Origin of the sequence: Aeromonas sp. R4-1, from assembly GCF_040908325.1 — a bacterium.
In the GTDB taxonomy this organism is placed as follows: domain Bacteria; phylum Pseudomonadota; class Gammaproteobacteria; order Enterobacterales; family Aeromonadaceae; genus Aeromonas; species Aeromonas veronii.
Genome location: NZ_JBFODM010000062.1, coordinates 20501 through 46390 on the forward strand (window position 1 = coordinate 20501; position 25890 = coordinate 46390).

Sequence of the window (25890 nt, forward strand, 5' to 3'; positions counted from 1 at the left end):
ACCGGTAAGGAAACAGGGATCATGACCGAACATGTAAACAGTTACTACGCAGCCAGCGCTAATAAACACGCGCCCTACCCGACATTGACCGAGCAGCTGGAGTGCGATGTCTGCGTCATCGGGGCGGGCTATACCGGCCTATCCAGCGCCCTGCATCTGGTGGAGAAGGGTTACAAGGTGGTGGTGCTGGAGGCAGCGCGGGTCGGCTTTGGCGCCAGCGGCCGCAACGGCGGCCAGATCGTCAACTCCTACAGCCGCGACATCGACACCATAGAAGCGAACTGCCCGCCGGATCAGGCCAGGCTGCTCGGTTCCATGTTGTTTGAGGGGGGGCAGATCATCCGCGAGCGGATCAAGCGCTACAACATACAGTGCGATCTGCAGGAGGGGGGGGTCTTTGCCGCCGAGACCGAGAAGCAGCTGCACGAGCTCAAATCCCAATACGCCCGCTGGCAGAAGTGGGGTAACGACCAGCTGGAGCTGCTCGATGCCAAGGGGGTGCGCGAGGTGGTCGCGAGCGATCGCTATGTCGGCGCCCTGCTCGACAAGAGCGGCGGTCATATCCACCCCCTCAACCTGGCGTTGGGGGAGGCGGAAGCCATCCGCATCCAGGGTGGGCAGATCTTCGAGCAGTCCGCCGTCACCAGTATCACCCCGGGTCAACCAGCACTGGTCAAGACCGCCAAGGGGGCGGTGAAGGCGCGCTTTGTGGTGGTGGCGGGCAATGCCTACCTCGGCAATCTGGTGCCGGAACTGGCCAGCAAGAGCATGCCCTGCGGCACCCAGGTGATCGCCACCGAAGTGCTGGGGGAGGAGCGGGCCCGTTCACTCTTGCCGCAGAACTACTGTCTGGAGGATTGCAACTACCTGCTCGACTACTACCGTACCTCCGGCGATCACCGGCTTCTCTATGGCGGTGGCGTGGTCTATGGGGCGCGGGATCCGGCGGATATCGAGCGGCTGATCATCCCCAAGATGCTGAAAACCTTCCCGCAGCTGGCCGACGTCAAGGTGGAGTACACCTGGACCGGCAACTTCCTGCTCACCCTGTCGCGGCTGCCGCAGTTTGGCCGCATCGGCCCCAACATCTACTACATGCAGGGCTACAGCGGTCACGGCGTCACCTGCACCCATCTGGCGGGCAAGCTGCTCTCCGAGGTGCTGAGCGGTCAGGCGGAGCGCTTCGATGCCTTTGCCAAACTGCCGCACTACCCCTTCCCGGGTGGCCGCCTGTTCCGCATCCCCTTCACTGCTGCGGGCGCCGCCTGGTACACCCTGCGCGACCGCTTGGGTGTATAAGAGCTGCCCAGCGAGAAATGTGGGCTGGTGGGTGCCGCGTAGATAACGCTGACGCCAGCACCAATACCAGAAACAACAAGGCCACCGTGAGGGTGGCCTTGTTGTTTATCAAGCAGTAGCGCGCTGATTAGCTGTAGAAGGCTTCAACGGTGCCCTTGAGTTTGATCAGGATGGGCTGACCACGGCGATCCAGCGCTTTGGGGGAGGGGATCTTCACCCAACCTTCGCTGATGCAGTACTCCTCGACATCGGTGCGCTCTTTGCCGTTCAGGCGAATACCGATCGGGTGCTCGAAGCAGGCGGCCACATAGTGAGGGCTGCGGGGATTGCAGGAGAGGTGATCTGGCAGAGCCGGTTTGGTGCTGGTATCGCTCATCGATATAACCCGAAATGAATAAAAAGTGGGTCATTGTAGAGAATGCCGCCATGGCATTCAAGGCGGCCACAAAACAGGCAAAGCGTGCTCGCCATCGCTATGGGCGACCCGCTTATCCTCGTTGCCAATGCATCACCAGCTCGGGGCGACCGCTATGCTCGCAGAACTGCTGCTCACCCTCTTTAAAACCGTTGCGGGAATAGAAGCGCCGCGCCTGCTCATTTTCGGCGTAGACCGTCAACTCGAGCCGGTCATATTGGGCTTTGAGGTGTTCGAGCAGTTGGCGACCCAACCCGTGTGATTGGTGATCAGGGGAAATAAACAGCGCGGCAACAGACCCCTGATATCAGGAGATAAAGCCCAGTAGCTGTCCATCCTCCTCATAGACCCAGCTCTTGCTGGCGGGCAGATAGATATCCCGTATCGCTGCCCGTTGCTCATGCCAAAAGGCGGCGGAAATATAGTCGTGGGCTTGCACCGATGCCTGATACCAGAGCTCGACGGCGGCATCCAGATCGGTGGCAGATAATGGGCGGATCATATTGGCCTCGACTGTGAAGAGTGGTCGCACGATATGCCCGATCCATGTCGTGTTATCGGGCATATCGTCTATCGCAGGCTGGCTACTATTTGCGGGTCAGCTTGTCGAGGTAGCCCATGGCGAAGGCCGAGAGGACAAAGGTGATGTGGATCAGCAGGTACCACTTGATCTTGTCGTTGGGGAGATTTTCGGCATTCATAAACACCTTGAGCAGGTGAATAGAGGAGATGGCGACAATGGAGGCGGCGACCTTGTTTTTCAGGGAGCCGGCATCCAGCTTGCCGAGCCACACCAGTTTGTCGCCCTCATCCCCGACATCGAGGCGCGAGACGAAGTTCTCATAGCCGGAAAACATCACCATCACGATAAGTCCCCCCACCAGGGTGATATCGATCAGCGACAGTGTGACCAGCACCAGGTCCACCTCTTTCATCTCCAGTATGTTGGGCAGGATATGGAGGATCTCCTGAAAGAATTTCACTCCCAGTGCCAGCAGTATGAGGCTGAGCCCAAGATAAATGGGGGCCATGATCCAGCGGGATGCGTACATCAATCTTTCAAACATGTTTTCCATAGTGCGATTACAGATCCATCAAATGGTTAACAAACGAGTCGGCCATAGCTTAACCGAGATGCCTCACATCTCAAGCATCTGGATAGCATATTGCTGAATTGGGTGGTGTCAGGCAGGAGTATTTTACACTGTGTAGGGCAGTGCAGCGGGTGGCAGAGGGCCCGTGGTCGGGCCTATCCGGTGTCAGGGCAGATCCAGGGTAAAGCGGGCGCCGCCGAGGGGGGATTCATCGACCCGGATCTGGCCGCCGTAGCTGTGGACGATTTCAGTCACCACCGCCAGACCTATACCCTGACCGGGTGAACTGTCTGCCCGCACGCCGCGCTGGAAGATCTGCTCCGATTTGGCCGGGTCGATACCCGGGCCATCATCTTCCACTTCGATACGCAGCCGCTCGAGATGGCGGCGCACCGTCACCTTCACTTCGCTGATGGCAAACTTGCAGGCGTTGTCGAGCAGGTTGCCCATCAGCTCCATCAGGTCGCCCTGTTCGCCGTGGAAGAGGGCGTCATCATCGAACTTGAAGTGGGTTTGCAGCTTCTTGTGGCGATAGACCTTGGTCAGGCTGGCCAGCAGTTTTTCAATCAGCGGTACCGGCTCGGTACCCTTGCTGGCAAGGCGCTGGCGGCCGGTCACGGCTCGTCTGAGCTGATACTGGATCATCTGATCCATGGTGAGGATCTGCTCGTTGATGTTGTCGTGGATCTCCCGCCCCAGCTTCACTTCGCGGGTGGTGATCTGGATCAGCGCCAGCCGGGTTTTCAGGCTGTGGGCGAGATCGTTGAGGGCGTGCTGGTAGCGCTGGGTCTGCTGGCGTTCGTTTTCCAGCAGCTGGTTGATGGAGTCGGTCAGCGGGGCCAGCTCTCGCTCAAAATCGCTCGAGAGGTCATCGCGCTTGCCGGCCCGGATATCGTCGATCTGACGGGCGATGGTGCGCAGGGAGCTGAGGCTCCAGAAGGTGGTGAGCAGCAGCAGCCCGGCCAGCAGCATATAGGCGAGCAGCGCCTGTTTGGCGGTCTGGTAGAGGTAGGTGCGGGACTCTTCGTGATAGCGTTTGGCCGAGTCGATCATCACCACGTAGTAGGCGGTGGTGCCGCTGCCGGGATTGCGGATAAACCGCAGGCTGTAGACGAAGTAGCTCTCGCCGTTCTTGATGGTGTGCTTCTTGAAGAAGTAGTCGAGATCCATCCCCCCCAGATACTTCATCAGATCGCCGCAGATGGTCTGTTTGGCCTTGATCACCTCCGGCATATGGAGGCTAGACCAGACCAGATCGCCATCGGCGCGGCAGATCAGGGTATCGAGGTTGCGATCCCCCGCACCACGGGATATCCGCCCCAGCTCGACGTTCGACCCCTTGTCATCCGGCTCGGTGGAGGAAAACAGCTTGGCCAGGTTCTCCTGCATCCGGGCGCTGGCCTTCTGGGTCTGCTCCTCGACGTGGCCAAGATAGAGGGCGTAGACGGCAAACCCCATGATCAGCGCGATGACCAGCAGCGAGCTGAGCAGCAGTTTGATGTGCAGTGAGCTGCGGATCATCTTGATGGGGCGCGGCAGATGAAACTGCATCAGTTACAGGAGAGGTTGAAGATATAACCCTGACGCCGGATGGTGGAGATGGGTTGAATCGTCCCTTCCGGATCCAGCTTCTTGCGCAGGCGGCTCACCATCACCTCGATGGTGTTGGGGTCCCCTTCGCCGTCGCCGTAGAGCTGGTCGAGCAGTTGCTGCTTGGAGACCACCTGACGGGCGTTGCGCATCAGGTACTCCAGAATGAGGTATTCAAAGCTGGTGAGCACCGCTACTTCGCCGGCGATAGTCAGCTCCTTGCGGGAGAGATCCAGCTCGTAATCACCGGCTTTCACCCTGGGCGAGATAAAACCGGCGCTGCGGCGCACCAGCGCATTGAGTCGGGCCAGCAGCTCATCTTTCTGGAACGGTTTGACCAGATAGTCATCAGCACCCGCTTCCAATCCTTCGACCTTGTCCTGCCAGTTGCCACGGGCGGTCAGCACAATGATGGGGAAGGGGATCTGCCGTTCGCGCAGTTGCCGGATCAGTTGCAGGCCGTCCATATCGGGCAGACCGAGGTCGATGATGGCCACATCAATGGGATAGTCGGCGGCGTAGTGCAGTGCAATCCCGGCCTGGTCGGTGCTGTAGACCTGATTGTCGGCTTCGGTCAGCAGAGAGGAGAGGTGGTGATTGAGCAGCTTGTCGTCTTCGACCAACAGAATTTTCATGATGTGAGCGGTCATAGGGATCCAGGCTGTCAATTAGAAAGTGTATGTCGCTTCGAGTCAATTCGAATCCTAATGCATCCCGGCTGTATCGGGACTGAATCAGCGGGACTTCAGAGTTCGTGCCAACTGGTCGTTTAACCATGGTCCGGCTTGTCGATGGCCTGCTGGTCGGCAGCCATGCTGCGAAAGGTTTGATGTGATGAGAGAGATGGCCGGGAGGCTGCTGGCGCGACTGCAACAGCGTGAGCGCAGTGACTTCCTCTATATTGTCTGGCTCTGCTGGGGGGCAGCCTTGCTGCTCTACGTGCTGGGGTCGCCCTGTTTTCTGTGGCCAGTGGCGCCGATGCCGCTGGTTCTGCTTGTGTGGTTGGTGGAGAGAGTACGGATGTTTGGAAGAAACAAAGGTGGTGCGGCTACTGGGTCGGCCGGTGCCACTGTGATTGCAGCCGGTGCCCGCTTCAAGGGCGAGTTGCAGGTGGAGGGGGATCTGGAGGTGCGCGGTCAGGTCAATGGCACCATCCAGCTCATCGGTGGTGTGCTGCGCATCATGCAGGGCGGTAGCGTTGAGGGAGAGGTGAGTGCGCCCCACGTGATCATCAATGGTCTGCTGGAAGGCACCTGTACCTCCGCCGAGGTGGAGATCTTGGAGAGCGGCAAGATGCAGGGGATCTTCAAGGGGGGCAGTCTCTCCATCTGCAAAGGCGGCAACTTTGTTGGCCAGTCCCAGCCCACCGTGGCCGGCAAGGCCTATCCTGTGTTGCAAGCCTTGTCTGAAAACAGTTCGTCCGGGAGCAAGCAGCCGGAGAGCAAGAGCAATGTGAAAAAGCTGCCGCACGAACCGAAAGGCAAGCCGACCGAGGAGCTGGCCAAGCAGGCGTGATGCTCTTTGCAAGCGTGCTGTTCAGGAAAACAGAGAGGGGGCTACGATGGCCCCCTCTGCGTTTATCTGTCACCGGTTAGCTGCGGCGTGGCGGCAGCATATTGGTGAGGGTGTTGTCTTTGAGAATATGGTGGTGATAGAGGGCCGCCACCGTGTGCAGGCCGATCAGGGCGTAACCGATATTACCCAGCGTCTCGTGCACCTCCTTGATCAGTCCCTTGAGGTCCGGACTGGGGGAGAGCAGGGCAGGCAGCTCAAGCCCGAAGAAGGGGATGGGCTTGCCCGCGGCGCTCAGCAGCAGCCAGCCAAACAGCGGGGTGAGCATCAGAAAACCGTAGAGGGCGAGGTGGGCCAGTTTTGCCAGCTTGTGCATGATCGGGGAGAGCTCGGGCACGATACGGGGTGTCGGGCTCATCCAGCGCAGGGCCAGTCTGACAAAGACCAGGGCGAAGATAAGCAGCCCCAGCATAAAGTGCCACTCCTTCATCAGATCCCGGCCAGGGTCCCCTTTGGGGAAAATATCGCGAAATTCGATCAGGGCGTAGACGGCGATCATGGCCCACAGGGTCAGCCAGTGCAGCACGATATTCAGGGTGCCATAACGTTGTTCACTGTTCATCAGCATAGTTTTGTTCCTTCGAAGTGCTGTCACTCCGTGTGGCATCCCCGCACTCAAGCGTGTCGGAGCGAGGCCAGATCCTTTGGCGGCAACAGCCGGGCTACCATGCTTGCCATACATCGATAGCCTGCTGCTGGCATCAGTCAGAGAGGAGATGCCCTCTGCTGTGTGCATGGTATCACTGGCAACCGGGTGGATAGTCTGATCAATGCCACACAATTTACAGGCTCATTAAGCCCCTTGTGACGTGAAGAAGGCGTGAAATAGCATCATTGATGTCGGCCCGCCCAGGTTCAGGCGGGCTCGATGGCCAGCACCACGCAATCCGGCTCGTTGATGCGAAAACGGACGTTGCAGTCAAACAGCCGCACCCCGTACTCCTTCTCATCGGGCTTGCCCTTCTTGTAAGCGGGGCGCGGATCTTGCGCCAGCACTTCGCTCACCAGCTGGCGCAGCTCGGGGTGGGCCTTGAGCCAGGGTTGCAACTGCAGCTCGGCCTCGGCACTGAAGCTCACCGCCAGCGGCGGGGTGGGGGCGTCGGGGGCAAAACCACCACGGGCATCCGGCAGGCTGTCGGCATAGGGAATATAGGGTTTGATATCGACGATGGGGGTGCCATCGAGCAGATCCACCGACCCCAGCTCCAGCCACAGCTTGCCACGCTCGCGACCGACCCCGTGCAGCTCGACCACCGAGAGCCCTAGCGGATTGGGGCGGAAAGTAGAGCGGGTGGCAAAGACGCCGACCCGTTCGTTGCCGCCAAGGCGCGGCGGGCGCACCGTCGGGTGCCAGCCCTGCGCCATGGTCTGATGAAAGACGAAGCTGAGCCACAGATGGGAGAACTGCTCGATGCCGCGCAGCACATCCGGCTGATCGTAAGGGGGGAGCAGCTCGAGGCGGGCGCGGGCCGATTTAACCAGTCCGGGCTGGCGGGGGATGGCGAACTTCTCCTTGTAGGGAGAGCGGATGATCCCGAGGGTGTCGATTTCGAACTTCATGGCGGATCCTGACTGAAAACCCCGGCAATTTAGCACAGGCGGCCCCAAAACGCAGGTTCGGCCTTATTACGCCCATTTCTGCGGCGCTGCCGTGATCCCTGTCCCATCCCGGCCAGTCGGGGGCTGTGCCCGCGCACCAAGTTGCGTAGGGTGGAGGCAACTGGCGTGTCAGAATGAAATGTGCGCACTCGCGCCGAAGGGGGAGGGAGAGGGATGAAACTGCTGATTATCGGTGGCACCGGCTTTTTGGGGCGTCACCTCACCGCGCTGGCGCTGGATTGGGGCCATGAAGTGACGCTGTTCAATCGCGGCCTGCACCAGCATCCGGACTGGCGCGATCTGGTGCAGCTCACCGGCGACAGGGACAAGAGCCTGAGCGCCCTGCAAGGGGCCGGGTTGCAGTGGGATCTCGTCATCGATACCTGCTGCTATCGCCCCGAGCAGGCGGCAAGCCTCTCGGCCGCCTTGCTCGGGCGCTGCACGCGGCTGATCTTTATCTCCACCATCAGCGTCTATCGCGATTTCTCAATGCCCGGGATGAATGAGTCGGCGCCGCTGCATGCTATCCCCGAAGGGGAAATGCCCACTGACTATGGCCCCCTCAAGGTGTTGTGCGAGCAGGAGTATCGCGCCCGCTGGGGTGAGCGGCTTTGCATCCTGCGCCCGGGCGTGTTGTGTGGCCCCCATGATCCTACCGGGCGCATGGCCTGGTGGATTAAGCGGGTGCAGCAGGGCGGGCCCTGGTTGCTGCCGGGCAGTGGCGAGGATCGCTTGCAGTATCTCGATGTGCGCGACTGCGCCGAGTTTGTGTTGCGCGCGGCCGAGCAGCAGTTGGGGGGCACATTCAACTTGCTCAAATCCGGTATTACCTTGAGTGACTGGCTGGAGCGGCTGAGCGCCCGGTTGCAGCCCGCCCGCCCCATCCAGCCCGAGTGGCTGCCCTGGTCCACCCTGATGGCGGCCGGAATCGAGCCTTCGCAGAGCTATCCCACCCTGCTGCCCTGCGCGCAGGCGGAGTTTGTCGGTTACGGCTCTATAAGCGCCGAGGCGGCCATCGTCCACGGGTTGAATTTCCGGCCGCTGGAGGAGACCGCCGCCGACCTTGCCAATTGGCTGGCCATCGAGCCTGCCGCCGGGGTAGCGGCGAATGCCATGACTCAGGCCGAGGAGACTTCGCTGCGGCAGCAGTTGCTGGAGCCCAGTCTGTAATAGGAGAGTGCATCGAGCCGCTGCTGTCGAGCGTGGCGCGGCAGGTGTGAATACAACGAGAGAGGGCATCCCGCGGGATGCCCTCTCTGTCTATCCATGCCTGATGGTTGCCGAATAGAGGCTGACGCGATTCCCCATCCCATCGATGTCGCTCACCGAGTTAGCGGATGGTGGCCCCTGCGGCTACCAGCAGCTCTTTCAAGATGGCGCGATGGCAGCGGGACTCCTGCTCGCAGTAGCAACCGACCGAGAGGTTGGTGGTATGAGAGAGGGCGGCCAGTAGCGCCAGATCATGCCTGGCGGCAGGTTGCGCCATCTCGGCCTTGTACTGTTTGCCAAACGCCGCCCACTGGGCGGGTGTCTCGGCTGCCTGCCCCAGCTTCATGGTCTCGCTGCTGGGGGCCAGATTTGGGAACCAGACATCGTACCAATGCTGGCTGGCAAATTCGCTCTTGGGTACGCCGCGGGGTGGACGGCGCACCGTGCCGATCCGCAGCCCCTCATCGGGCAGGCGCGGGCTGCCAAGGCGAACGATAGCGAGGGCCATGACAGCGGGTTACTTCTCTTCGGCCACTTTCAGCGCCTGCCCGTAGCAGATCACCTGTTTCAGGCAGCCCGGGGTGTCGCTGAACTCGGCGCACTTGTCGATGGTGACGCCGTTGCCACCCATGTCGGCCGCGCGGCGGCGAGCCAGGGTGCGCGCTTCACCGGCGTTGGGCACCGGCTGGTTGGCATCGGCCTGGCAGGATTCACCCTCGATGGTGCCGAGGTAGAGGTAGTTGAGGTCAGCCAGCTCATCCTGTTCATAGATGCGCACGCTACCGGGTTTGAAGTATTCGTCGAAGTTCTCTTTATCCAGATTGCTGTTGAAGGCGTAGTTGGCACAGCCGGAGGCAATCAGGGGCATCATCAGGATCAGGCGTTTCATCGTCTCGTATCTTGTGTCGGTGATGAGGACAGTAGAAATGCGCAGGCGCTCCATGTCGGCATCTTGTTGAATAATGAGGGGACATTATAGGGGCCAGCCGCCTGCGGCGACCAGCCCCGTTTTGCGCCCGGTTGTCGGGGTGTGACCCCCATCAGGCTGATATCAGCCTGATATCAAACAGGAGCCAGTCGCTGATAGAGGCTGCGGTAGTAATCATCCCCCAGCAGCTCGTTGTGCGGGGCGCAGAGGCGGATCTGTCCCTCTTCCATCAGGGCAATCCGGTCCATCTGTTCCATCCCCAGCAGGCGGTGGGAGATGAGCAGCAAGGTGCGAGCTGCCCCAAGCCGGAACAGCAGATCCATGATCTCCCGCTCGGTCTGGCTGTCTAGCCCTTCGGTCGGTTCGTCCAGCAGCCAGAGCGGCGCATCGTGCAGCAGGGCGCGGGCGATGCCGATACGGCGACGCTCACCACCGGAGAGGGGGCGGCCGCCGTCACCGAGCCAGGCGTCGAGGCTCGCCTCATCTTCCAGCAGATTGGCCAGCCCGACCTGGGTCAGCACTGCAATCAGCTGCTCGTCAGAGGCGGTTGGGGCGGCCAGTTTGAGGTTGCCCCGCAAGGTATCGGCAAACAGATGCACCCGCTGGCTCACCACCGAGATGGAGGCGCGCAGCGCCCCTTCGCTGTAGTCGGTGAGCGGCTTGCCACCCAGCAGGATCTTGCCAGCCTGCGGGCTCCACTCCCGGGTCAGCAGCCCCATCAGGGTCGATTTGCCGCAGCCGGTCTGGCCCAGCAGCGCCAGCTTCTCACCGGCGTGCAGTTGCAGGGTGCAGCCACGCAGCACCGGCTGGGGGTTGCCCGGGTAGCCAAAATAGAGGTCATTGATCTGCAGCGCGCCAGCGGTGGCGTGGGTCTGCTCGTCGCCCCACACGGGGGCTTTTGCCTCTTGCAGGATCTCGTTCAGGCGGCGTGCCGAGGTGAGGCTGGTGGAGAGGTGCTGGAAAGCCCCCGCCAGCGGCATCAGTGCCTCGAAGCTTGCCAGGGTGGCAAAGACCATCAATGCGGTAATGGGGTCGGGCGGCGCACCCGCTACCCCATGACCGGCCAGCCAGAGCATCAGGGTCAGGGTCCAGCCGCTCAGCAGTTGTACCGAGAAGTTGGCCAGCCCGCTCACCTTGGCCATCCGGGCCTGCGCGACGAGCAGCGCCTGTTCGGCTTGTTGCAGCTCAACCAGCGCCTTGGGGGCGGCGGCAAACATCTGCAGCTCGGCCTGACCATCCAGATAGTCCACCATCCGTGTACGCAGGGTCGATTTTTCGGCAATCAGCGCCTGACCGGGGCGACGGCCGAGGAAGTAGAACACCAGCGGCAGAGCGATCATGCCAAACAGCAGAATGGCACCCAGGGTGAGGGCGAGACGGCTGTCGAAAAACGACAGGAAGAAGACCAGTCCGGCGGTGCTGAGCAGGGCCGCGCCTATGGGGGTGATCAGCCGCAGATAGACGTGGTCCATCGCATCGATGTCGGCTACCAGTCGGTTGAGCAGATCCGCCTGACGGAAACCGGCCAGGGTACCGGTGGAGAGCGGCGAGAGTTTCTGCCAGAACCAGACCCGCAGTCGGGTCAGTACCCTGAAGGTGGCGTCGTGGCTCACGACCCGCTCACCCCAGCGACCGGCGGTACGGACGATGGAGAAGAAGCGCACCCCGCCCGCAGGGGTCATGTAGTTAAAGGCATGGGTCGTCGCAACTGTCATCCCCGCCACGGCGGCGGCGGAGAGGAACCAGCCGGAGAGGGAGAGTAGTCCCATGCCGGCGGCCAGGGTCACCAGCGCCAGCAGCAAACCAATGGTGAGGCTGAGCCAGTGTTGGCGATAGAGGCGCAGAAACGGCAACAGATCACTCATCGAGAGAACCTCCGGAACGTTGGGAGAGCAGGCGGGCAAAAGGCCCCTGCCCAGAACTAAGTTGCTGGAAGCTGCCTTGCTCCACCAGCTGGCCGCGGGCCAGCACCAGGATCTTGTCCATCTTGGTGAGCTGATCGAGGCGGTGGGTGATCATCAGCAGGGTCTGGCCCGCCATCGCCTGCTCGAGGGTGGTCATGATGGCGCGCTCGGAGTGGCGATCCAGACTGGCGGTAGGCTCATCGAGCACCATCAGCTGGGTTGATTTGAGCAGGGTTCGCGCCAGTGCGAGGCGCTGGGCCTGACCGACCGAGAGGCCACCGGCCTGATCGCCGACCGGATAGTCGAGCCCCTTTTCCATGGCAAATTCCCACGCCTGTGCCCGTTTCAGGGCATCTTCCAGCTCGGCATCGCTGGCCGTTGGCTTGGCCAGCAGCAGGTTGTCGCGCAAGGAGGCGTGGAACAGCTGCGGGTTTTGCGAGAGCCAGCCCAGTTGCAGGCGCCACTGGCTCATGTCGAGGGTGGCAAGCTCCTGTCCGTTGACCTTGAGTTCACCGCGATAGGGGGCAAAGCCAAGCAGGGCGTTGACCAGCGAGCTTTTGCCTGCGCCGCTGACGCCGATGAGGGCGGTACGCGAACCGGCTTCCAGGGTGAAGTCGATGGGGCCGACCAGCACCTTGCCTTCGGCACTCAGCACTTCAAGCCCTTTTGCTTCTACCTTGACAGGGCTGTCGGCATGGAACGGCGCCGTGCCTGCGGCCGGTTCGCTCACCTCGGCTTCGAGAAATTCAAGCAGCTGCTCGGCAGCGCCGATAGCCTGCGCCTTGGCGTGGTAGTGGGCACCCAGTTCCCGCAGCGGGGCGTAGAACTCGGGGGCGAGAAACAGCACGAACAGGCCGGTAAAGAGAGTGATCTTGACCCCATAGCTACCAAAGTTCAGATGGTCGATATAAGAGAAGCCAAAGTAGACGGCGACCAGCGCGACTGAAATGGCGGCGAAGAACTCCAGCACGGCGGTGCTCAAAAATGCCAGGCGCAGCACCTCCATGGTGCGCTCGCGAAAATCTTCCGAGGCGTCGCGAATAGCGTCACCTTCTGCCTGGGTACGCATAAAGAGTTGCAGGGTACGCAGCCCTTTCAGCCGATCGAGGAAGTGGCCGGAGAGACGGGCCAGCGCCTGAAAGTTGCGGCGGTTGGCATCGGCGGCGCCCACACCTACCAGGATCATAAAGATGGGGATGAGGGGGGCGGTGCCCAGCAGGATCAGACCTGCCGCCCAGTTGACCGGGAACACGGCCACCAGAATGACCACCGGAATAAAGACGGCGATGGCCATCTGCGGCAGATAGCGGGAGAAGAAATCCTGCATGTTTTCGATCTGTTCCAGCAACAGGCTGGCCCAGCTACCGGCCGGACGGCGCTGGATATAGGCAGGGCCGAGGCGACTTAAGCGAGTGAGCACCAGCTGGCGGATGGTCTGGCGTACTGCACTGCCCGCATTGAAGCTGGCCACTTCCCGGCCGTAGGCCAACGCCGCTTTGCCAAGCGTCACCAGCAGCAGGGTAATAAAGAGCGTGATGGATTGCTCAGGCGTTGAGCCTTCGATGATAAAGCCGTGCAACAGGGTCGCCAGCAGCCAGGCTTGCGCCACCATAAGAATGCCCTGGCCAAGGCCAAAAGCGATGGATATCGTGATCCAGCGGCGACCGTGACTCGATTGCTTGCGCAACCAGCCATAGAGACGTTTTTGCGTTTTTTTATCCATTACCACCATCCTCGCGTCGAGTGGCGCAAGACTATCCTTGCCGTTTGGCCTTGGCAACCTTGTAAATTATCTGTGTTGAAAATGTTTGATTGAAAAAGCAACCGTCTGTTCAATCCTTGTCCGAACAGATTGATTTATTGAAAAAAGTGGCAAAGGCGCCATTGCGCTCGGCGGCAAAATGCATATAGTAGGAGCCCTGACGCGGGTGTAGTTCAATGGTAGAACGGTAGCTTCCCAAGCTGCATACGTGGGTTCGATTCCCATCACCCGCTCCAAATTTCAGATGCCAGGCGGGCATCGTATAATGGCTATTACCTCAGCCTTCCAAGCTGATGATGCGGGTTCGATTCCCGCTGCCCGCTCCAGCTTCAAAACAAAAAGCCCACTCCTGCGAGTGGGCTTTTTGTTTTTCATCTGTCTTGTGCGCCGTTCGACGTCACGCTCACCGTTTCTCAGCTTTTAAGGCAAACCGCAGAGATAGAAAAGGCGCCCAAGGCGCCTTTTCAGATCAACAGCGTAGCGGGAGCTTATTCCTGCTCCAGCTCACCACAGAAACGGTAGCCTTCACCGTGGATGGTGGCGATGATCTCCGGAGTATCGTTGACGCTTTCGAAGTGTTTGCGAATGCGACGGATGGTCACATCGACGGTACGGTCGTGGGGCTTGAGCTCACGGCCGGTCATCTTCTTCAGCAGCTCGGCACGGGTCTGGATTTGGCCCGGGTTTTCACAGAAGTGCAGCATGGCGCGGAACTCGGAGCGCGGCAGCTTGAACATGTCGCCAGTCGGGCTGACCAGTGCGCGGCTGTTGATATCCAGCGCCCAGCCGTTGAACAGGTAGCGCTCAACCAGTTTCTTCTCTTCGCCACCGGCTGCCACGTTCATGGTGCGGCTCAGCAGGTTGCGGGCACGGATGGTCAGTTCGCGCGGGTTGAACGGCTTGGTGATGTAATCATCGGCGCCGATCTCCAGACCCAGGATCTTGTCCACTTCGTTGTCACGACCGGTCAGGAACATCAGAGCGATATTGTCGTTCTCACGCAGTTCACGGGCCAGCAGCAGGCCGTTCTTGCCCGGCAGGTTGATGTCCATGATCACCAGATTGATGGTGTGGGAAGTGAGGGCTTGATGCATTTCGTCGCCGTTGTTGGCTTCGAGCACGATGTAGCCTTCGGCTTCAAAAATGCTTTTAAGGGTATTGCGTGTGACCAGCTCGTCTTCGACGATCAGAATGTGTGGTGTTTGCATGAGTATTCCCAGATTCTTATCAGTTAATTATCTTAAATTTAACACTCTTTGGCGTTTCAAACCGATTTCCTGACTGATCCTGAAAATTTATTACGTCATCCTGGGTATGAGAGTCAGGTCGGAATATCGCGAATTAGGCATCAGTACCGGCAAGTATCCCTGTGCCACTTATAGGTTCCCGACAAGTCTGGTCGAGCATAGCCTGGAAAGGTCGTCCATTACGAAAGTGGCCGCATTTTATCAGTTAACAGGAGCATAACAACACTCTTTGCCGTCAGATAGCAACTTTTTAACTCTGATTTGATATAGGTCAAACCCTGGTACAGCTGCATCATACTTGGCCTGAACCGGGTTTTCGCCCCTACAAAATGTAATGGAATGTAACATGTGATTGACATGAATTTGTGGGAAAACTACAAGAAAATCTGCTTTATCGCGCCATTTGAGCCACCAGACTGGTCTGCCTTTGCCATCATCACAGCCTGGAATCCGACCAGCCAGTGGGTCACAGAACGACGCAATATGCGGCGGGAACGGGCGCTGTGGCGCCATCTGACCGTGGATTTGCAGGTGCCCGTGGTGGGGCCATTTTGGGGAGCTGACCCGGACGAACGCTGGCAGGAGTCATCGCTGGCGGTGGTGCTATCCCTGCCACAAGCCCGTCAGCTGGCTGCCCGTTTTGGCCAGAATGCTCTCTACTGGGTGGAGGATGGCCAGCTCTGGCTGACACCAGTATTGACGGATAAATCAGCAGTTTGTCTGGGCAATATTGAATCCTTCTGGATTGCCAGAAATCTTGCCTGATGAAAGAATGAACACCTTCATGCATCTGAAAGGAATCAAATCATGCTGGATCTCCTGCCCGACCTCTGCGATCAACATGGCGACTTGCTGCAAGTGGCCGACCCGGTGTTTCAGGATTTTGGCGGCAAGGCTATCTTCTATGGTCGCGCCGTAACGCTCTCCTGTTATGAAGACAACAGTCTGGTGCGGGATCTGGTGACCCGCCCCGGTCACGGCAAGGTGATGGTGATCGACGGTGGCGGTTCGCTGCGCCGTGCGCTGCTTGGCGATCAACTGGCGGTCAAGGCGGTGGAGCAGGGGTGGGAGGGTATCCTGATCCACGGCGCGGCGCGGGATGTGGGCACCCTGGCGACATTGGCGCTCGGGGTCAAGGCGCTGGCGGCCTGTCCGGTCAAGACCGAGAAGCGGGGATTGGGAGAGCTGGGTGCCGTGGTCAGCTTTGCCGGTGTGACCATCCACGAAGGGGATTACGTCTATGCGGATCGCAACGGCGTGGTGGTGAGCGCCACGCCGCTGATCTGATTCAGAAGTTGAAACCGACCCCCAGGCTCAGTGCCTGATCGGCAGTGATGGCGCTGACGCCGTAGTTGGCGGTGAGGGAGAGTCTGGGGGTCAGCAGCAGGCTGGAGTTGAGCTCCAGCAGGGTGCTGGCCTTGTTGAGATCGAGATGCTTGATCTGGCTGCCGATATTGAATGCCGGAGAGAGCTGGTAGCGTATCCCCGAACTCATATTGAAACCGGATGTGCGATTCTGATCCGCTACCGCCGGGCCCGCTTCCATAAAGAGGGTCACATCATCCACCACCGGATACTGATAGCCGCTATTGACCAGCCAGAGATCAAAACTGTCGCTGTGATGGCTATGGCCATTGAGCAGCACACCCGAGTAACTTTTGACATAGAGAGACGGGTTGGATTGCGGCTGAACCACTGCCCAGTCGGCGGCCTGAACAGCCAAGCTGGCGCAGGTTGCAAGCAGTGTGATGATGAGTGATTTGACCATTCGTTTCCCCTCCCTGGGTCCGGAACTGAGCCTAAGCATGGCACATGCCAGCTGGTAGTAAAGTGAAGGGAGATCACAATAAAATCCTTTGGCATGGGCGTCAGCCATGATAAACAGGCTGCCGTATTGATGGCTCTAATAATTAAGAGGTGAATCCATGAACAAGAAACTGACTCTGCTGGCCGCGCTGGCACTGGGAGGCTGCGCAATGGCAACAGGTTCCAGCATGGCTCAACTGCAAGCATCCAGCTGGCAGCTGCAAGGCGCCACCGGCGATACCTTCACCCTGCAAGTGGTCGACGGCAAGGTGGCGGGCAAGGGCGGCTGCAACCGTTATTTTGGCGGTATCACCAAGCAGGGTGACGGTGTCTTGACGCTGGGCGCCATGGGCTCCACTCGCATGATGTGCATCGGCGACGCCATGAACAAAGAGACCGAGTTCCTGCAAAAGCTGGAGAAGGTGGCAACCTACTCCATCAACGGCAACCAGCTGACTCTGAGCGATGCCAACAAGGCGGCCCTGCTCACCTTTAACGCTGTGCCAGCTGCCAAATAAGGCACGCGTTCGTCTGATTGCCCCGACAGCTCTGACTGTCTGATATACGCCCTCCCTCTGGAGGGCGTCTGTTTATCTGCAATGAACCCTGTGTGGTCGTCCGCTACTGTTGTTCACTCGTCGCCCCCTTTCTGCCTGGTTTGATGCCAGCACCTCGTATCTTCGCTTCGGTACGTACCTTGATCATTTCAACAATTCTTGTATAGTTGAAATAAAAAGGTCGCACCAAGGGGAGTGAAGATGAACAAAGAGATGGCCACCAAGGTCTTTGAATCGCTGGCATCCGGCATCCGGCTCGATGTATGGCGGCTGCTGGTGAAGGCCGGGCTGGAGGGGCGGGTCGCCGGTGAACTGGCCAGCGAGCTCGATATTGCCCCCAATACCCTCTCGTTTCACCTCAAGGCGATGCTCAACACCGGTCTGCTGTCGGTGGAGCAGGAGGGGCGCTTTCTTCGCTACCGCGCCAATATTCCCCTGATGCTGGATGTGATCGCCTACCTCACCGAGGAGTGCTGCGCCGGTCATCCCGAGGCGTGCGGCGTGATGCGTGCCGAGTCAGCCTGCTCCCCCCATGTTCTGCCTGCGCAGCCCTGCTGCAACAAGGAGTAATGCCATGTCCTCCATTCAGATTTTTGATCCCGCCCTCTGCTGCTCCAGTGGTGTCTGCGGTACCGAGGTTGATCAGGCACTGGTCACCTTCGCAGCCGACCTCGCCTGGGCCAAGGAGCAGGGCGTTGCCATCGAGCGTTTCAATCTGGCCCAGCAGCCGATGCAGTTTGCCGAGACGCCTGCCGTCAACGCTTTTCTGACTCACGCCGGGGAGGAGGGGTTGCCACTGGTGCTGGTGGAGGGGCAGGTTGTGTTGACCGGCCGTTATCCGAGCCGCAGCGAGCTGGCCCGTTATGCCGGGCTGCCTGCGCCACAAGCGGCCATCAAGGGGATCGTCAAGGGCGGCTGCTGCTCTGGCAGCGGTTGCTGCTGAGTCGTGACGCACCATTCGGGAGAGGCTATGTACCATTTTCTGACCAATCCACCGCCGTTTCTCTTTTTCACCGGCAAGGGCGGGGTGGGCAAGACCTCGCTGGCCTGCGCCAGTGCGGTAGCGCTGTGTGATATTGGCAAGCGGGTGCTGCTGGTGAGCACAGATCCCGCCTCCAACGTGGGGCAGGTGTTTGCCACCGAGATCGGCAATCGCGTCACTGCCATCGCCGCTGTGCCCGGTTTGTCGGCGCTGGAGATAGATCCCCCCGCGGCGGCCAAAGCTTATCGGGAACGGATTGTCGGGCCAGTGCGCGGCAAGTTGCCCGAGAGCGTGGTGCGCAGCATCGAGGAGCAGCTCTCCGGCGCCTGCACCACCGAGATTGCCGCTTTTGACGAATTCACCGCCCTGCTGACCGACCACACGCTGCTGGCCGAGTATGACCATATCGTCTTTGATACGGCGCCAACCGGCCACACCATCCGGCTGCTGCAACTGCCGGGAGCCTGGAGCGAATTTCTGGAGCAGGGCAAGGGGGATGCCTCCTGCCTCGGCCCGCTGGCGGGGCTGGAGAAACAGCGCAGCCAGTATGGCGAGGCGGTCGCCGCGCTGGCAGATGCCGCTCGCACCCGGTTGGTGCTGGTGGCGCGGGCCCAGCAATCCACTCTGCGGGAAGTGGCTCGCACCCACGAGGAGCTGGCCGCCATCGGTTTGCTGAACCAGCAACTGGTGATCAATGGCCTCTTCCCCGAAGGCGCTATTGCCGGAGATCCGCTGGCAATGGCGCTCTGGCAGCGCGAGCAACGGGCTCTCGCCCAGATGCCGCAGGGAATAAAGGGGCTGGCGCAGGATCATATCCCGCTGCTGGCCACCAATCTGGTGGGGGTCGACAGTTTGCGTATGTTGCTGCAATCAGAGGGAACAGCCGCTCAATCCCCGACAGAACAGCCCACTGTCAAGCAAGCCCAGCCCGAGTTGAGTTCGCTGGTGGACGAGCTGGCCGCCGACGGTCATGGCCTTATCATGCTGATGGGCAAGGGCGGGGTGGGCAAAACCACGTTGGCGGCCGCCGTGGCGGTGGAGCTGGCCAGCCGCGGCCTGCCGGTGCACCTCACCACCTCGGATCCCGCCGCGCACCTGAGCGAGACGCTTGCAGGTAGCTTGCCCCATCTGGAGGTGAGCCGCATCGACCCCCACGCCGAGACCGAGCGTTACCGCGCCCAGGTGCTGGCCACCAAGGGGGCGGCCCTGGACGAGCAGGGGAGGGCACTGCTGGAGGAGGACTTGCGCTCCCCCTGTACCGAGGAGATCGCTGTGTTTCAGGCCTTCTCGCGCATCATTCGCGAGGCGGGCAAGCGCTTCGTGGTGATGGATACCGCCCCCACTGGCCACACCCTGCTGCTGCTCGACGCCACTGGCGCCTACCACAGGGAGATCGCTCGCCAGATGGGAAACAAGGGGCTGCACTTCACCACTCCCATGATGCAGTTGCAGGACCCCAAGCAGACCAAGGTGCTGATTGTGACGCTGCCCGAGCCGACGCCAGTGCAGGAGGCTGCCAATCTGCAGGCCGACCTGCGTCGGGCCGGTATCGAGCCCTGGGGCTGGCTCATCAACCACAGCTTGCAGCAAGCCGCGGTCAGCTCACCGCTGCTGCAACTGCGGGCCGAGCGCCAGTTGCCCCATATCGAAGCGGTCGAGCAGCAACACGCCAGCCGCTACGCCGTGGTGCCGCTGCTCGCTGAAGAGCCGGTGGGGCCAGATGCCCTGCGCCGTCTCTGCCAGCACCATTGAGTCGCCGCCCCGGTCTGCTGCCGGGGCGGCTTGAATATGCCGTTACTTGTTATAACCCTTTGTTTTGAACCAATAGAAGATGCGAAATTGCGCCGCATCGGGAGTTGTGATGTCTGCAAACTGTGATGCCAAGGCCGTGCCTGCCATCGGCTTTTTTGAACGTTATTTGACTGCCTGGGTCGCCCTCTGCATTCTGGTGGGGATTGGTCTGGGGCAGGGGTTGCCGGATCTCTTCAAGGCGATCGGTGCCATGGAGGTGGCCAAGGTCAACCTGCCGGTGGGGCTGCTGATCTGGGTGATGATCATCCCCATGCTGCTCAAGATCGATTTTGGCGCCCTGCATCAGGTGAAGGGCCACATGAAGGGGATTGGGGTCACCCTCTTTATCAACTGGCTGGTCAAACCCTTCTCCATGGCCTTCCTCGGCTGGCTCTTTATCCGCGTGCTGTTTGCCGACTGGCTGCCGGCGGATCAACTCGACAGTTACGTAGCGGGGCTGATCCTGCTGGCGGCGGCCCCCTGCACCGCCATGGTGTTTGTCTGGAGTCGCCTCACCAACGGCGATCCCTACTTCACCCTGTCGCAGGTGGCGGTGAATGACCTCATCATGGTGTTTGCCTTCGCGCCGCTGGTGGCGCTGCTGCTCGGAGTCTCCAGCATCATAGTGCCGTGGGATACCCTGCTCACCTCTGTGGTGCTCTATATCGTCATCCCGGTCATCATCGCCCAGTTGCTGCGCAAGGCCTTGCTGAAAAAGGGTGAGGCCCATTTTGACGGCGTCATGACCCGCATCCAGCCCTGGTCGGTGGCGGCCCTGCTGCTCACTCTGGTGCTGCTGTTCGCCTTTCAGGGCAACGCCATCATTGAGCAGCCGCTGGTTATCGCCCTCTTGGCGGTGCCCATTCTGATCCAGGTGCTGTTCAACTCCGGGCTGGCTTACTGGCTCAACCGCAAGGTGGGGGAGAAGCACTCGGTCGCCTGTCCTTCCGCCCTGATCGGCGCCTCCAACTTCTTCGAGCTGGCGGTGGCCGCCGCCATCAGCCTGTTCGGCTTTCACTCCGGCGCGGCGCTCGCCACCGTGGTCGGGGTACTGATCGAGGTGCCGGTTATGCTGCTGGTGGTGCGGGTGGTTAACGCCAGCAAACCCTGGTACGAAGCGGGGCTAAGCCGCTAACTGATGGCCGCTAACAGCTGGCCGCGAACTGATGCTATCGATTTTCTATTCACTTGATTAATGAGAGACACGCAAATGAGTGCAATCACCATCTATCACAACCCGGAATGTGGTACCTCCCGCAACACCCTGGAGCTGATCCGCAACAGCGGCGTGGAGCCCACTGTCATCCACTATCTGGAGACGCCCCCCTCCCGTGACCAGCTGGTGGCGCTGATCGCCGCCATGGCCATGCCGGTGCGCGATCTGCTGCGCAAGAACGTGCCTCCCTACGAGGCGCTCGGTCTGGTAGAAGATCGTTTCAGCGATGATGAACTGATCGATGCCATGCTTGCTCACCCCATCCTCATCAACCGCCCCATCGTGGTCACCCCCCTTGGTACCAAGTTGTGCCGCCCGTCGGAAGTGGTACTCGATATTCTGCCCGATCAACAAAAAGGGGCCTTCGCCAAGGAGGATGGCGAGCAGGTGGTGGATGCGAGCGGCAAGCGCCTCAAGTAATCATCTGAGTACTCAAGTACGGATTGAAACAGGGCCAGCTTCACGCTGGCCCTGTTTCGTTGTGTGAACAAGTTGAAAAAGTTACTCCGGCCAATCGTTTTACCGCTTTTTCTGTGACGATGATCACTGTACCATCGCCGCCCGACCTGCCACCCGGCCGCATCTCCACCTGCGACGGCGCTGGCGTCACCCGATACATGCTGTCACCCGGAACGTGAATGACCCCAGGATGGGACCCGCCACTAACCTGTAGGTTTGTGGTCTGCGTGTCGCGTGGGTCGGCACCTCTCCCGCCGGATCGCCCGCGACGCCTGTCTGCAGACTTGCCATATGAAACTCCTCTCTTCATAGGTGCAAGATGACACTGTTATTGAGTCTGGTCGGTATGCTGGCCCTGATGTTTATCGCCTGGCTGGCCAGTGAAAACCGCCGAGCCATCCGCTGGCGAACCGTGCTGGGTGCGCTCGCCCTGCAAACCGGTTTTGCTGCCCTGGTGCTCTATTTCCCCCCCGGACAAATCATGCTCGGTGCCATGAGCAATGGCGTTTCAGCCCTGCTCGGCTTTGCCGACAGCGGCATCCGTTTCGTGTTTGGCGATCTCGCCAGCAACGGCTTTATCTTCGCCGTGCGGGTGCTGCCGCTGGTGATCTTCATCAGCGCGCTGATCGCCGTGCTCTACCACTTCGGCATCATGCAGTGGGTGATCCGGGTATTGGGCGGTGCCATTCACCGCCTGCTCGGCACCAGCCGCGCCGAATCTCTGGTGGCCACCGGCAACATCTTCCTGTCGCAAGGTGAGTCACCGCTGCTTATTCGCCCCTTCCTTGCCGGCATGACCCGCTCTGAACTCTTTGCGGTGATGACCTGCGGCATGGCCTCGGTAGCGGGCTCGGTGCTGGGCGGTTACGCCGGTCTGGGTGTCGATCTTAAATACCTGATTGCCGCCTCCTTTATGGCGGCGCCCGGTGGCCTGCTGATGGCCAAACTGCTGGTGCCGGAGCAGCAGCAGGTGAGCGATCAGACAGATATCACCCTCGACAAGAGCGACTACAGCAACGCCATCGACGCACTGGCGGGCGGCGCCATGGGCGGCATGAAAATCGCCGTGGCCATCGGTACTATCCTGCTGGCCTTTGTCAGCGTCATCACCATGATCAACGCCGGTCTCACCACCGTCGGTGAGTGGTTCGGTTGGGCCGATCTCTCCCTGCAGCAGCTGCTGGGTTATCTGTTTGCCCCGGTGGCCTGGCTGATTGGCGTGCCCGCCAGCGAGATGATGGCGGCAGGCTCCCTGATTGGTCAGAAGGTGATCATGAACGAGTTTGTCGCCTATCTGGACTTTGCCAATATCAAGGCGGATCTGAGCGCCCACACCCAGATCATCATCACCTTCGCGCTGTGCGGTTTTGCCAATCTGGGCTCCATTGCGGTGCAGCTCGGCTCCATCGGCACCATGGCGCCGGAGCGCCGTCACGATGTGGCCAATATGGGCTTCAAGGCGGTGCTGGCGGCGACCCTCGCCAACCTGATGAGCGCAACTCTGGCCGGGATCTTTGTCTCCCTCTGATGAGATAAAACGAGGCTGCACCAGTAAAAAAGCGCCCGCCCCATCTGGGGCGGGCGCTTTGCTTTATGGGCAGGGTGCTAGCGAGCGTTCGCTTCCCCCAGCCGTGGGTTAAGGGAGAGGATCCGGGTCTTGCTGACCCGGTGGCGATAGATCTCCCGCAGATAGAGCAGCGCCTTTTTCACCGATTCACGGCTGAGGCGAATATCGTTGATGGAGACGAACTTCTCCTTCTCGCGGATAAGCTCCCGATATTTCTTCTCATACATAGGCTTGATGGCGTACCAGTTGGTATCGAGGATCTTGGCCGGGTTCTCGAACTCGTTGAGCATGCTGTCGAGCAGCGCATCGTTCCACTCCTCATTGCAGATCATCTCGATCACCGCCTTGTCCAGATGCTCATCGAAGCGATAGTGATCCTTGGCAAAGCAGCGCTTGATAAAGGCCGCGATCAGGGTCAGGAAGTCATCGCTCAGGCAGGGGCTCTTGACGATCAGGGTGGTGAGGGAGATGTTGGCCGACGCCCCGATGACCAGCGCATAGCGCTTGAGGGTGGTATTGGGGAAGAGCCCGTTGAGGTGAGACTTGAGCCGGTTGAGATCCATATAGGAGAGCTTGTACTCCTTGGGCAGGGAGATGATCGACACCACAGAGGAGCAGTTCTTGAAGAAGTGCAGCTCGTTGAGGTGGGCCGGGTCATGGCCACTTTTCACATAGTCGTCCAGATACTCCCGATAATTGCCCGCCTCGATGGGCAGCAGACTGATCCCCTCGATGGCCTGGGTCATCTTGTTGAAGTGGGGCAGCTCGATGGAACGGGTGAAGAGATCATCCACATTGAGCCCGTCTTCCTTGTCAAACAGGCCGCCGGGGGGAGAGATGGACTCGGCATACGCCACCGCCACCGGCCCCGCCAGACTCATAAAGAGGTCGTTGGCATCGAGCCGAATGGTTTCGCTGATATCGATGCCCGCCCGGCGAAAGTAGTTCTCGTCGTAGTCGGTGGTGACGGCCTGAGCGGTAAGAATGTTGAAGATCTGCTGGGAGATGTACTGGTTGGCGTACTTCTCCATGGTGTTGACGTCAACGTGCTGGATCTCGCCATCGTCGCTCTCTTCGGCGTAGCGCATGATGTCGTTGGAGATCAGCATCATGGCATTCCAGGGCCTGATCCGCTTGAGCATGCTGGCATCGCAAGCCTGTTCGTTGTCGAAGTGATAGGAGAAGTCCCACTCCTCGGCCAGGTACTTGCACAGCAAACGCCCGGCGTTGATGTGCAGCGCTTCCGAGATCTCGATCCCCCGATCACAGATATTGGGCAGGATGCAGATGCCGCTGGTGAAGATAGGGTCGAACATGAAGTGCTCCCCGAGGGAGAGGTGCTCCTCCTCTTCTGACGGGGGCGAAAAGGTCTTGCTCATGTAGGAGTACTGCTGGGCCAGCCCGAACTCGGAGGCCATGCCGGAGCCGGTGCCGCCCCCGGCGCTGAAGATGTAGAAATAGAGGCGGGACTGGTTGGCCTTGATGCCGCAGGAGTCCACCAGATAGGTATGAATGGCCTGCCACTCGGAGTTGGCGAAGTAGTGGGGGCTCTTGTTGAGGATGATCTTGGCCAGATACTGACCCAAGATGGGGGCGTTACCCGCACCTCCCGCATGGATCTCCGACAAGTCCATCACCCGCATCTTGGCGTAGTCACGCAAGGAGCCACCTTCGCCGCTGCGATTGGAGTGGCGGATGCGGCCATCGATGTCCTTGTCCAGATCCCCCAGCATCACCATGGGCTCGATCAGAAAGACTGGCCGGGCCCCGTTGTTCGGTAGCCGCAGATTGCGCCGGATCCAGCTCACCGGACCAAACTCCTTCTCCCGCTTGCGTTGCTCTTCACTGTTGAACTCATTGAGATAAAAGCTGCGGGCGTTGTAGACCAGCGAGGCTACATCCTGCGCGATGTTGGAGCCGCAGCGTCCCAGCCCCACCAGACAGACGGACGGAAAGTTGTGGGGTACGGTGGCGCCCGTTTCGCTATCTCCTATGGCGGCCGGAAACACCGCGTGGCGCAGCTGTTCCAGATTGGCAAGAATGCGGGCCAGATCCCCTTCGGTGTAGTAGAGGTAACGGTTGCCTGCGTCCTGCTCATCATCCGTGCTGATAGGTAGCAGATCGATATGCTCGGTCATGAAAAAAGATCCCTCTTGGCGGCGAATGTATATAAATCAGCAGCTTTTCGACTGCCCGCTAACTCTAGATGATAAAAAGCGGGGGCGCGGTGAGAGGAGGGCGAGAGTTGTGACTGTGTGATCATGGGCACAGCAACACCCCGAAAATCTGCCGGTACCCCTTATTGTACGGATGGGACAACGGCGCCCCATTCCCCTGAAAAGGGGGACGACCACACTCAACAACATGTTGATCGTGCGCCGGATTATCCCGCTCGGAACGGCCTGTTTCCCTTGCGCTGGCGTGGCGGAATAAACACGAAAAAGAATTTTTAGATTGGTTTTAGCATTTCCAATCGATTATTTGATTGGGCAGTAACGGCATTAGCGGTGTCAGATTAGGGGAGCAGGTTGGCCAACGCGCCGTCAGCCAGTCTTTACGCGGTCACACAAGGAGACACTCTGATGGAAACACTTGACCAGAAAATCGACACCATGCGAGAAGCATTTATGCAGCAGGAGCGCAAACAGGCCCACGACAAGTGGCAAGCCAGGGTCGAAGAGCTGCTACAGATACGGGGTGAGGAGAGACAACCGGAGGAGCAGGAAGAGTAGTGCTCGTTCCCGGGCGAAAGTTGAGGTAGCGAACCCTTCGTATCGGTTACCCGTTATCTACCACCGATAAAAAAGGCTATGTCCCAATTACGTGTTGCATGGGGCGCCCCAGCGCCTCATGCAAACATGCTTTGATATTTACGCCTTTTCCGTAACGCTCC

General features: G+C 59.9%; 27 protein-coding genes, 2 tRNA genes and 1 pseudogene. 15 read left to right on the top strand and 15 right to left on the bottom strand.

Features of this window, described 5'->3' with window-relative positions:
• The first annotated feature begins 21 nt into the window (after nt 1-21).
• The gene (locus AB5Y90_RS10765; protein WP_064336976.1) at nt 22-1299 is read left to right on the top strand and encodes an FAD-binding oxidoreductase; all 1278 of its coding nucleotides are present in this window, start codon (nt 22-24) and stop codon (nt 1297-1299) included.
• Nucleotides 1300-1426: 127 nt separating this feature from the next.
• Here AB5Y90_RS10765 and AB5Y90_RS10770 read toward each other — a convergent pair whose 3' ends face one another.
• The 6 genes and pseudogenes from AB5Y90_RS10770 to AB5Y90_RS10795 all read right to left on the bottom strand — a co-directional run bounded on the left by AB5Y90_RS10770 (nt 1427) and on the right by AB5Y90_RS10795 (nt 5033).
• Nucleotides 1427-1675 (bottom strand): DUF3297 family protein, encoded by a 249-nt coding sequence (locus AB5Y90_RS10770; RefSeq protein ID WP_005338226.1) that lies wholly within the window; start codon nt 1673-1675, stop codon nt 1427-1429.
• 112 nt (nt 1676-1787) lie between these two features.
• A pseudogene (locus AB5Y90_RS10775) lies at nt 1788-2006 on the bottom strand (GNAT family N-acetyltransferase); the annotation flags it as partial.
• Nucleotides 2007-2021: 15 nt separating this feature from the next.
• On the bottom strand, nt 2022-2216 hold the full coding sequence (locus AB5Y90_RS10780) for a hypothetical protein (protein ID WP_270804048.1): 195 nt from the start codon (nt 2214-2216) through the stop codon (nt 2022-2024).
• Between the two features lie 85 nt (nt 2217-2301).
• On the bottom strand, nt 2302-2790 hold the full coding sequence (locus AB5Y90_RS10785) for a TIGR00645 family protein (RefSeq protein ID WP_042009950.1): 489 nt from the start codon (nt 2788-2790) through the stop codon (nt 2302-2304).
• Nucleotides 2791-2973: 183 nt separating this feature from the next.
• Nucleotides 2974-4359 carry an ATP-binding protein gene (locus AB5Y90_RS10790; protein ID WP_005338217.1) on the bottom strand — a complete coding sequence of 462 codons (1386 nt, stop codon included), beginning with the start codon at nt 4357-4359 and terminating at the stop codon, nt 2974-2976.
• Nucleotides 4359-5033 (bottom strand): response regulator transcription factor, encoded by a 675-nt coding sequence (locus tag AB5Y90_RS10795; protein WP_041201856.1) that lies wholly within the window; start codon nt 5031-5033, stop codon nt 4359-4361. Before AB5Y90_RS10795 ends, AB5Y90_RS10790 begins: the two co-directional genes overlap by 1 nt.
• A 199-nt stretch (nt 5034-5232) precedes the next feature.
• Between AB5Y90_RS10795 and AB5Y90_RS10800 the strand changes: the two genes are divergently transcribed.
• A complete protein-coding gene (locus AB5Y90_RS10800) occupies nt 5233-5913 on the top strand; it encodes a polymer-forming cytoskeletal protein (RefSeq protein ID WP_270804049.1) in 681 nt (226 codons plus the stop codon).
• Between the two features lie 76 nt (nt 5914-5989).
• Here AB5Y90_RS10800 and AB5Y90_RS10805 read toward each other — a convergent pair whose 3' ends face one another.
• Both AB5Y90_RS10805 and tsaA read right to left on the bottom strand, forming a co-directional pair.
• Complete coding sequence (locus AB5Y90_RS10805; protein WP_270804050.1) at nt 5990-6538, bottom strand: cytochrome b; 549 nt, start codon at nt 6536-6538, stop codon at nt 5990-5992.
• Between the two features lie 287 nt (nt 6539-6825).
• The gene (gene tsaA / locus AB5Y90_RS10810; protein ID WP_201948000.1) at nt 6826-7530 is read right to left on the bottom strand and encodes a tRNA (N6-threonylcarbamoyladenosine(37)-N6)-methyltransferase TrmO; all 705 of its coding nucleotides are present in this window, start codon (nt 7528-7530) and stop codon (nt 6826-6828) included.
• A gap of 213 nt (nt 7531-7743) precedes the next feature.
• Between tsaA and AB5Y90_RS10815 the strand changes: the two genes are divergently transcribed.
• On the top strand, nt 7744-8739 hold the full coding sequence (locus AB5Y90_RS10815; protein ID WP_368166872.1) for an NAD-dependent epimerase/dehydratase family protein: 996 nt from the start codon (nt 7744-7746) through the stop codon (nt 8737-8739).
• 160 nt (nt 8740-8899) lie between these two features.
• Here the strand turns inward: AB5Y90_RS10815 and AB5Y90_RS10820 are convergent, their stop codons facing one another.
• The 4 genes from AB5Y90_RS10820 to cydD all read right to left on the bottom strand — a co-directional run bounded on the left by AB5Y90_RS10820 (nt 8900) and on the right by cydD (nt 13333).
• On the bottom strand, nt 8900-9286 hold the full coding sequence (locus AB5Y90_RS10820) for a DUF488 domain-containing protein (RefSeq protein ID WP_043818769.1): 387 nt from the start codon (nt 9284-9286) through the stop codon (nt 8900-8902).
• Nucleotides 9287-9295: 9 nt separating this feature from the next.
• Nucleotides 9296-9667, bottom strand: a complete 372-nt coding sequence (gene rcsF, locus AB5Y90_RS10825) for an Rcs stress response system protein RcsF (RefSeq protein ID WP_013723982.1) — start codon at nt 9665-9667, stop codon at nt 9296-9298.
• Between the two features lie 173 nt (nt 9668-9840).
• A complete protein-coding gene (gene cydC / locus AB5Y90_RS10830; protein WP_368166873.1) occupies nt 9841-11571 on the bottom strand; it encodes a cysteine/glutathione ABC transporter ATP-binding protein/permease CydC in 1731 nt (576 codons plus the stop codon).
• Nucleotides 11564-13333 (bottom strand): cysteine/glutathione ABC transporter permease/ATP-binding protein CydD, encoded by a 1770-nt coding sequence (gene cydD / locus AB5Y90_RS10835; protein ID WP_368166874.1) that lies wholly within the window; start codon nt 13331-13333, stop codon nt 11564-11566. Before cydD ends, cydC begins: the two co-directional genes overlap by 8 nt.
• Nucleotides 13334-13534: 201 nt before the next feature.
• On the opposite strand from cydD, the gene AB5Y90_RS10840 reads away from it, so the two are divergent.
• Together AB5Y90_RS10840 and AB5Y90_RS10845 are read left to right on the top strand one after the other, a co-directional pair.
• Nucleotides 13535-13608, top strand: a tRNA-Gly gene (locus AB5Y90_RS10840).
• 15 nt (nt 13609-13623) lie between these two features.
• Nucleotides 13624-13698: transfer RNA gene (locus tag AB5Y90_RS10845), tRNA-Gly, on the top strand.
• Nucleotides 13699-13860: 162 nt separating this feature from the next.
• On the opposite strand, the gene arcA is transcribed toward AB5Y90_RS10845, so the two are convergent.
• A complete protein-coding gene (gene arcA, locus AB5Y90_RS10850) occupies nt 13861-14580 on the bottom strand; it encodes a two-component system response regulator ArcA (protein WP_005338193.1) in 720 nt (239 codons plus the stop codon).
• Between the two features lie 396 nt (nt 14581-14976).
• Between arcA and AB5Y90_RS10855 the strand changes: the two genes are divergently transcribed.
• Together AB5Y90_RS10855 and AB5Y90_RS10860 are read left to right on the top strand one after the other, a co-directional pair.
• Nucleotides 14977-15384 (top strand): DUF3293 domain-containing protein, encoded by a 408-nt coding sequence (locus AB5Y90_RS10855; RefSeq protein ID WP_368166875.1) that lies wholly within the window; start codon nt 14977-14979, stop codon nt 15382-15384.
• A 42-nt stretch (nt 15385-15426) separates the two neighbouring features.
• Entirely contained in the window at nt 15427-15906 is a 480-nt protein-coding gene (locus AB5Y90_RS10860; RefSeq protein ID WP_043818759.1) for a putative 4-hydroxy-4-methyl-2-oxoglutarate aldolase, read from the top strand.
• A gap of 1 nt (nt 15907) precedes the next feature.
• On the opposite strand, the gene AB5Y90_RS10865 is transcribed toward AB5Y90_RS10860, so the two are convergent.
• A complete protein-coding gene (locus AB5Y90_RS10865; RefSeq protein WP_139441891.1) occupies nt 15908-16387 on the bottom strand; it encodes a hypothetical protein in 480 nt (159 codons plus the stop codon).
• Nucleotides 16388-16544: 157 nt separating this feature from the next.
• On the opposite strand from AB5Y90_RS10865, the gene AB5Y90_RS10870 reads away from it, so the two are divergent.
• From AB5Y90_RS10870 to AB5Y90_RS10900, 7 genes are all read left to right on the top strand, one after another.
• Nucleotides 16545-16943 carry an META domain-containing protein gene (locus AB5Y90_RS10870; protein WP_005359119.1) on the top strand — a complete coding sequence of 133 codons (399 nt, stop codon included), beginning with the start codon at nt 16545-16547 and terminating at the stop codon, nt 16941-16943.
• 240 nt (nt 16944-17183) lie between these two features.
• On the top strand, nt 17184-17552 hold the full coding sequence (locus AB5Y90_RS10875) for a helix-turn-helix transcriptional regulator (RefSeq protein WP_005338181.1): 369 nt from the start codon (nt 17184-17186) through the stop codon (nt 17550-17552).
• 4 nt (nt 17553-17556) lie between these two features.
• A complete protein-coding gene (gene arsD, locus AB5Y90_RS10880) occupies nt 17557-17925 on the top strand; it encodes an arsenite efflux transporter metallochaperone ArsD (RefSeq protein WP_236290052.1) in 369 nt (122 codons plus the stop codon).
• A 27-nt stretch (nt 17926-17952) separates the two neighbouring features.
• Nucleotides 17953-19716, top strand: a complete 1764-nt coding sequence (gene arsA, locus AB5Y90_RS10885; RefSeq protein WP_368166876.1) for an arsenical pump-driving ATPase — start codon at nt 17953-17955, stop codon at nt 19714-19716.
• 109 nt (nt 19717-19825) lie between these two features.
• Entirely contained in the window at nt 19826-20890 is a 1065-nt protein-coding gene (gene arsB, locus AB5Y90_RS10890; RefSeq protein WP_267529011.1) for an ACR3 family arsenite efflux transporter, read from the top strand.
• A gap of 75 nt (nt 20891-20965) precedes the next feature.
• Nucleotides 20966-21391, top strand: a complete 426-nt coding sequence (arsC, locus tag AB5Y90_RS10895; RefSeq protein WP_368166877.1) for a glutaredoxin-dependent arsenate reductase — start codon at nt 20966-20968, stop codon at nt 21389-21391.
• Nucleotides 21392-21749: 358 nt separating this feature from the next.
• Complete coding sequence (locus AB5Y90_RS10900) at nt 21750-22958, top strand: NupC/NupG family nucleoside CNT transporter (protein ID WP_127008029.1); 1209 nt, start codon at nt 21750-21752, stop codon at nt 22956-22958.
• Between the two features lie 77 nt (nt 22959-23035).
• On the opposite strand, the gene AB5Y90_RS10905 is transcribed toward AB5Y90_RS10900, so the two are convergent.
• Entirely contained in the window at nt 23036-25135 is a 2100-nt protein-coding gene (locus AB5Y90_RS10905) for a hypothetical protein (RefSeq protein ID WP_368166878.1), read from the bottom strand.
• Nucleotides 25136-25579: 444 nt separating this feature from the next.
• Between AB5Y90_RS10905 and AB5Y90_RS10910 the strand changes: the two genes are divergently transcribed.
• Nucleotides 25580-25729: a hypothetical protein gene (locus AB5Y90_RS10910; RefSeq protein ID WP_005338159.1), complete on the top strand. Its 150-nt coding sequence runs from the start codon at nt 25580-25582 to the stop codon at nt 25727-25729.
• Nucleotides 25730-25890 lie beyond the last annotated feature (161 nt).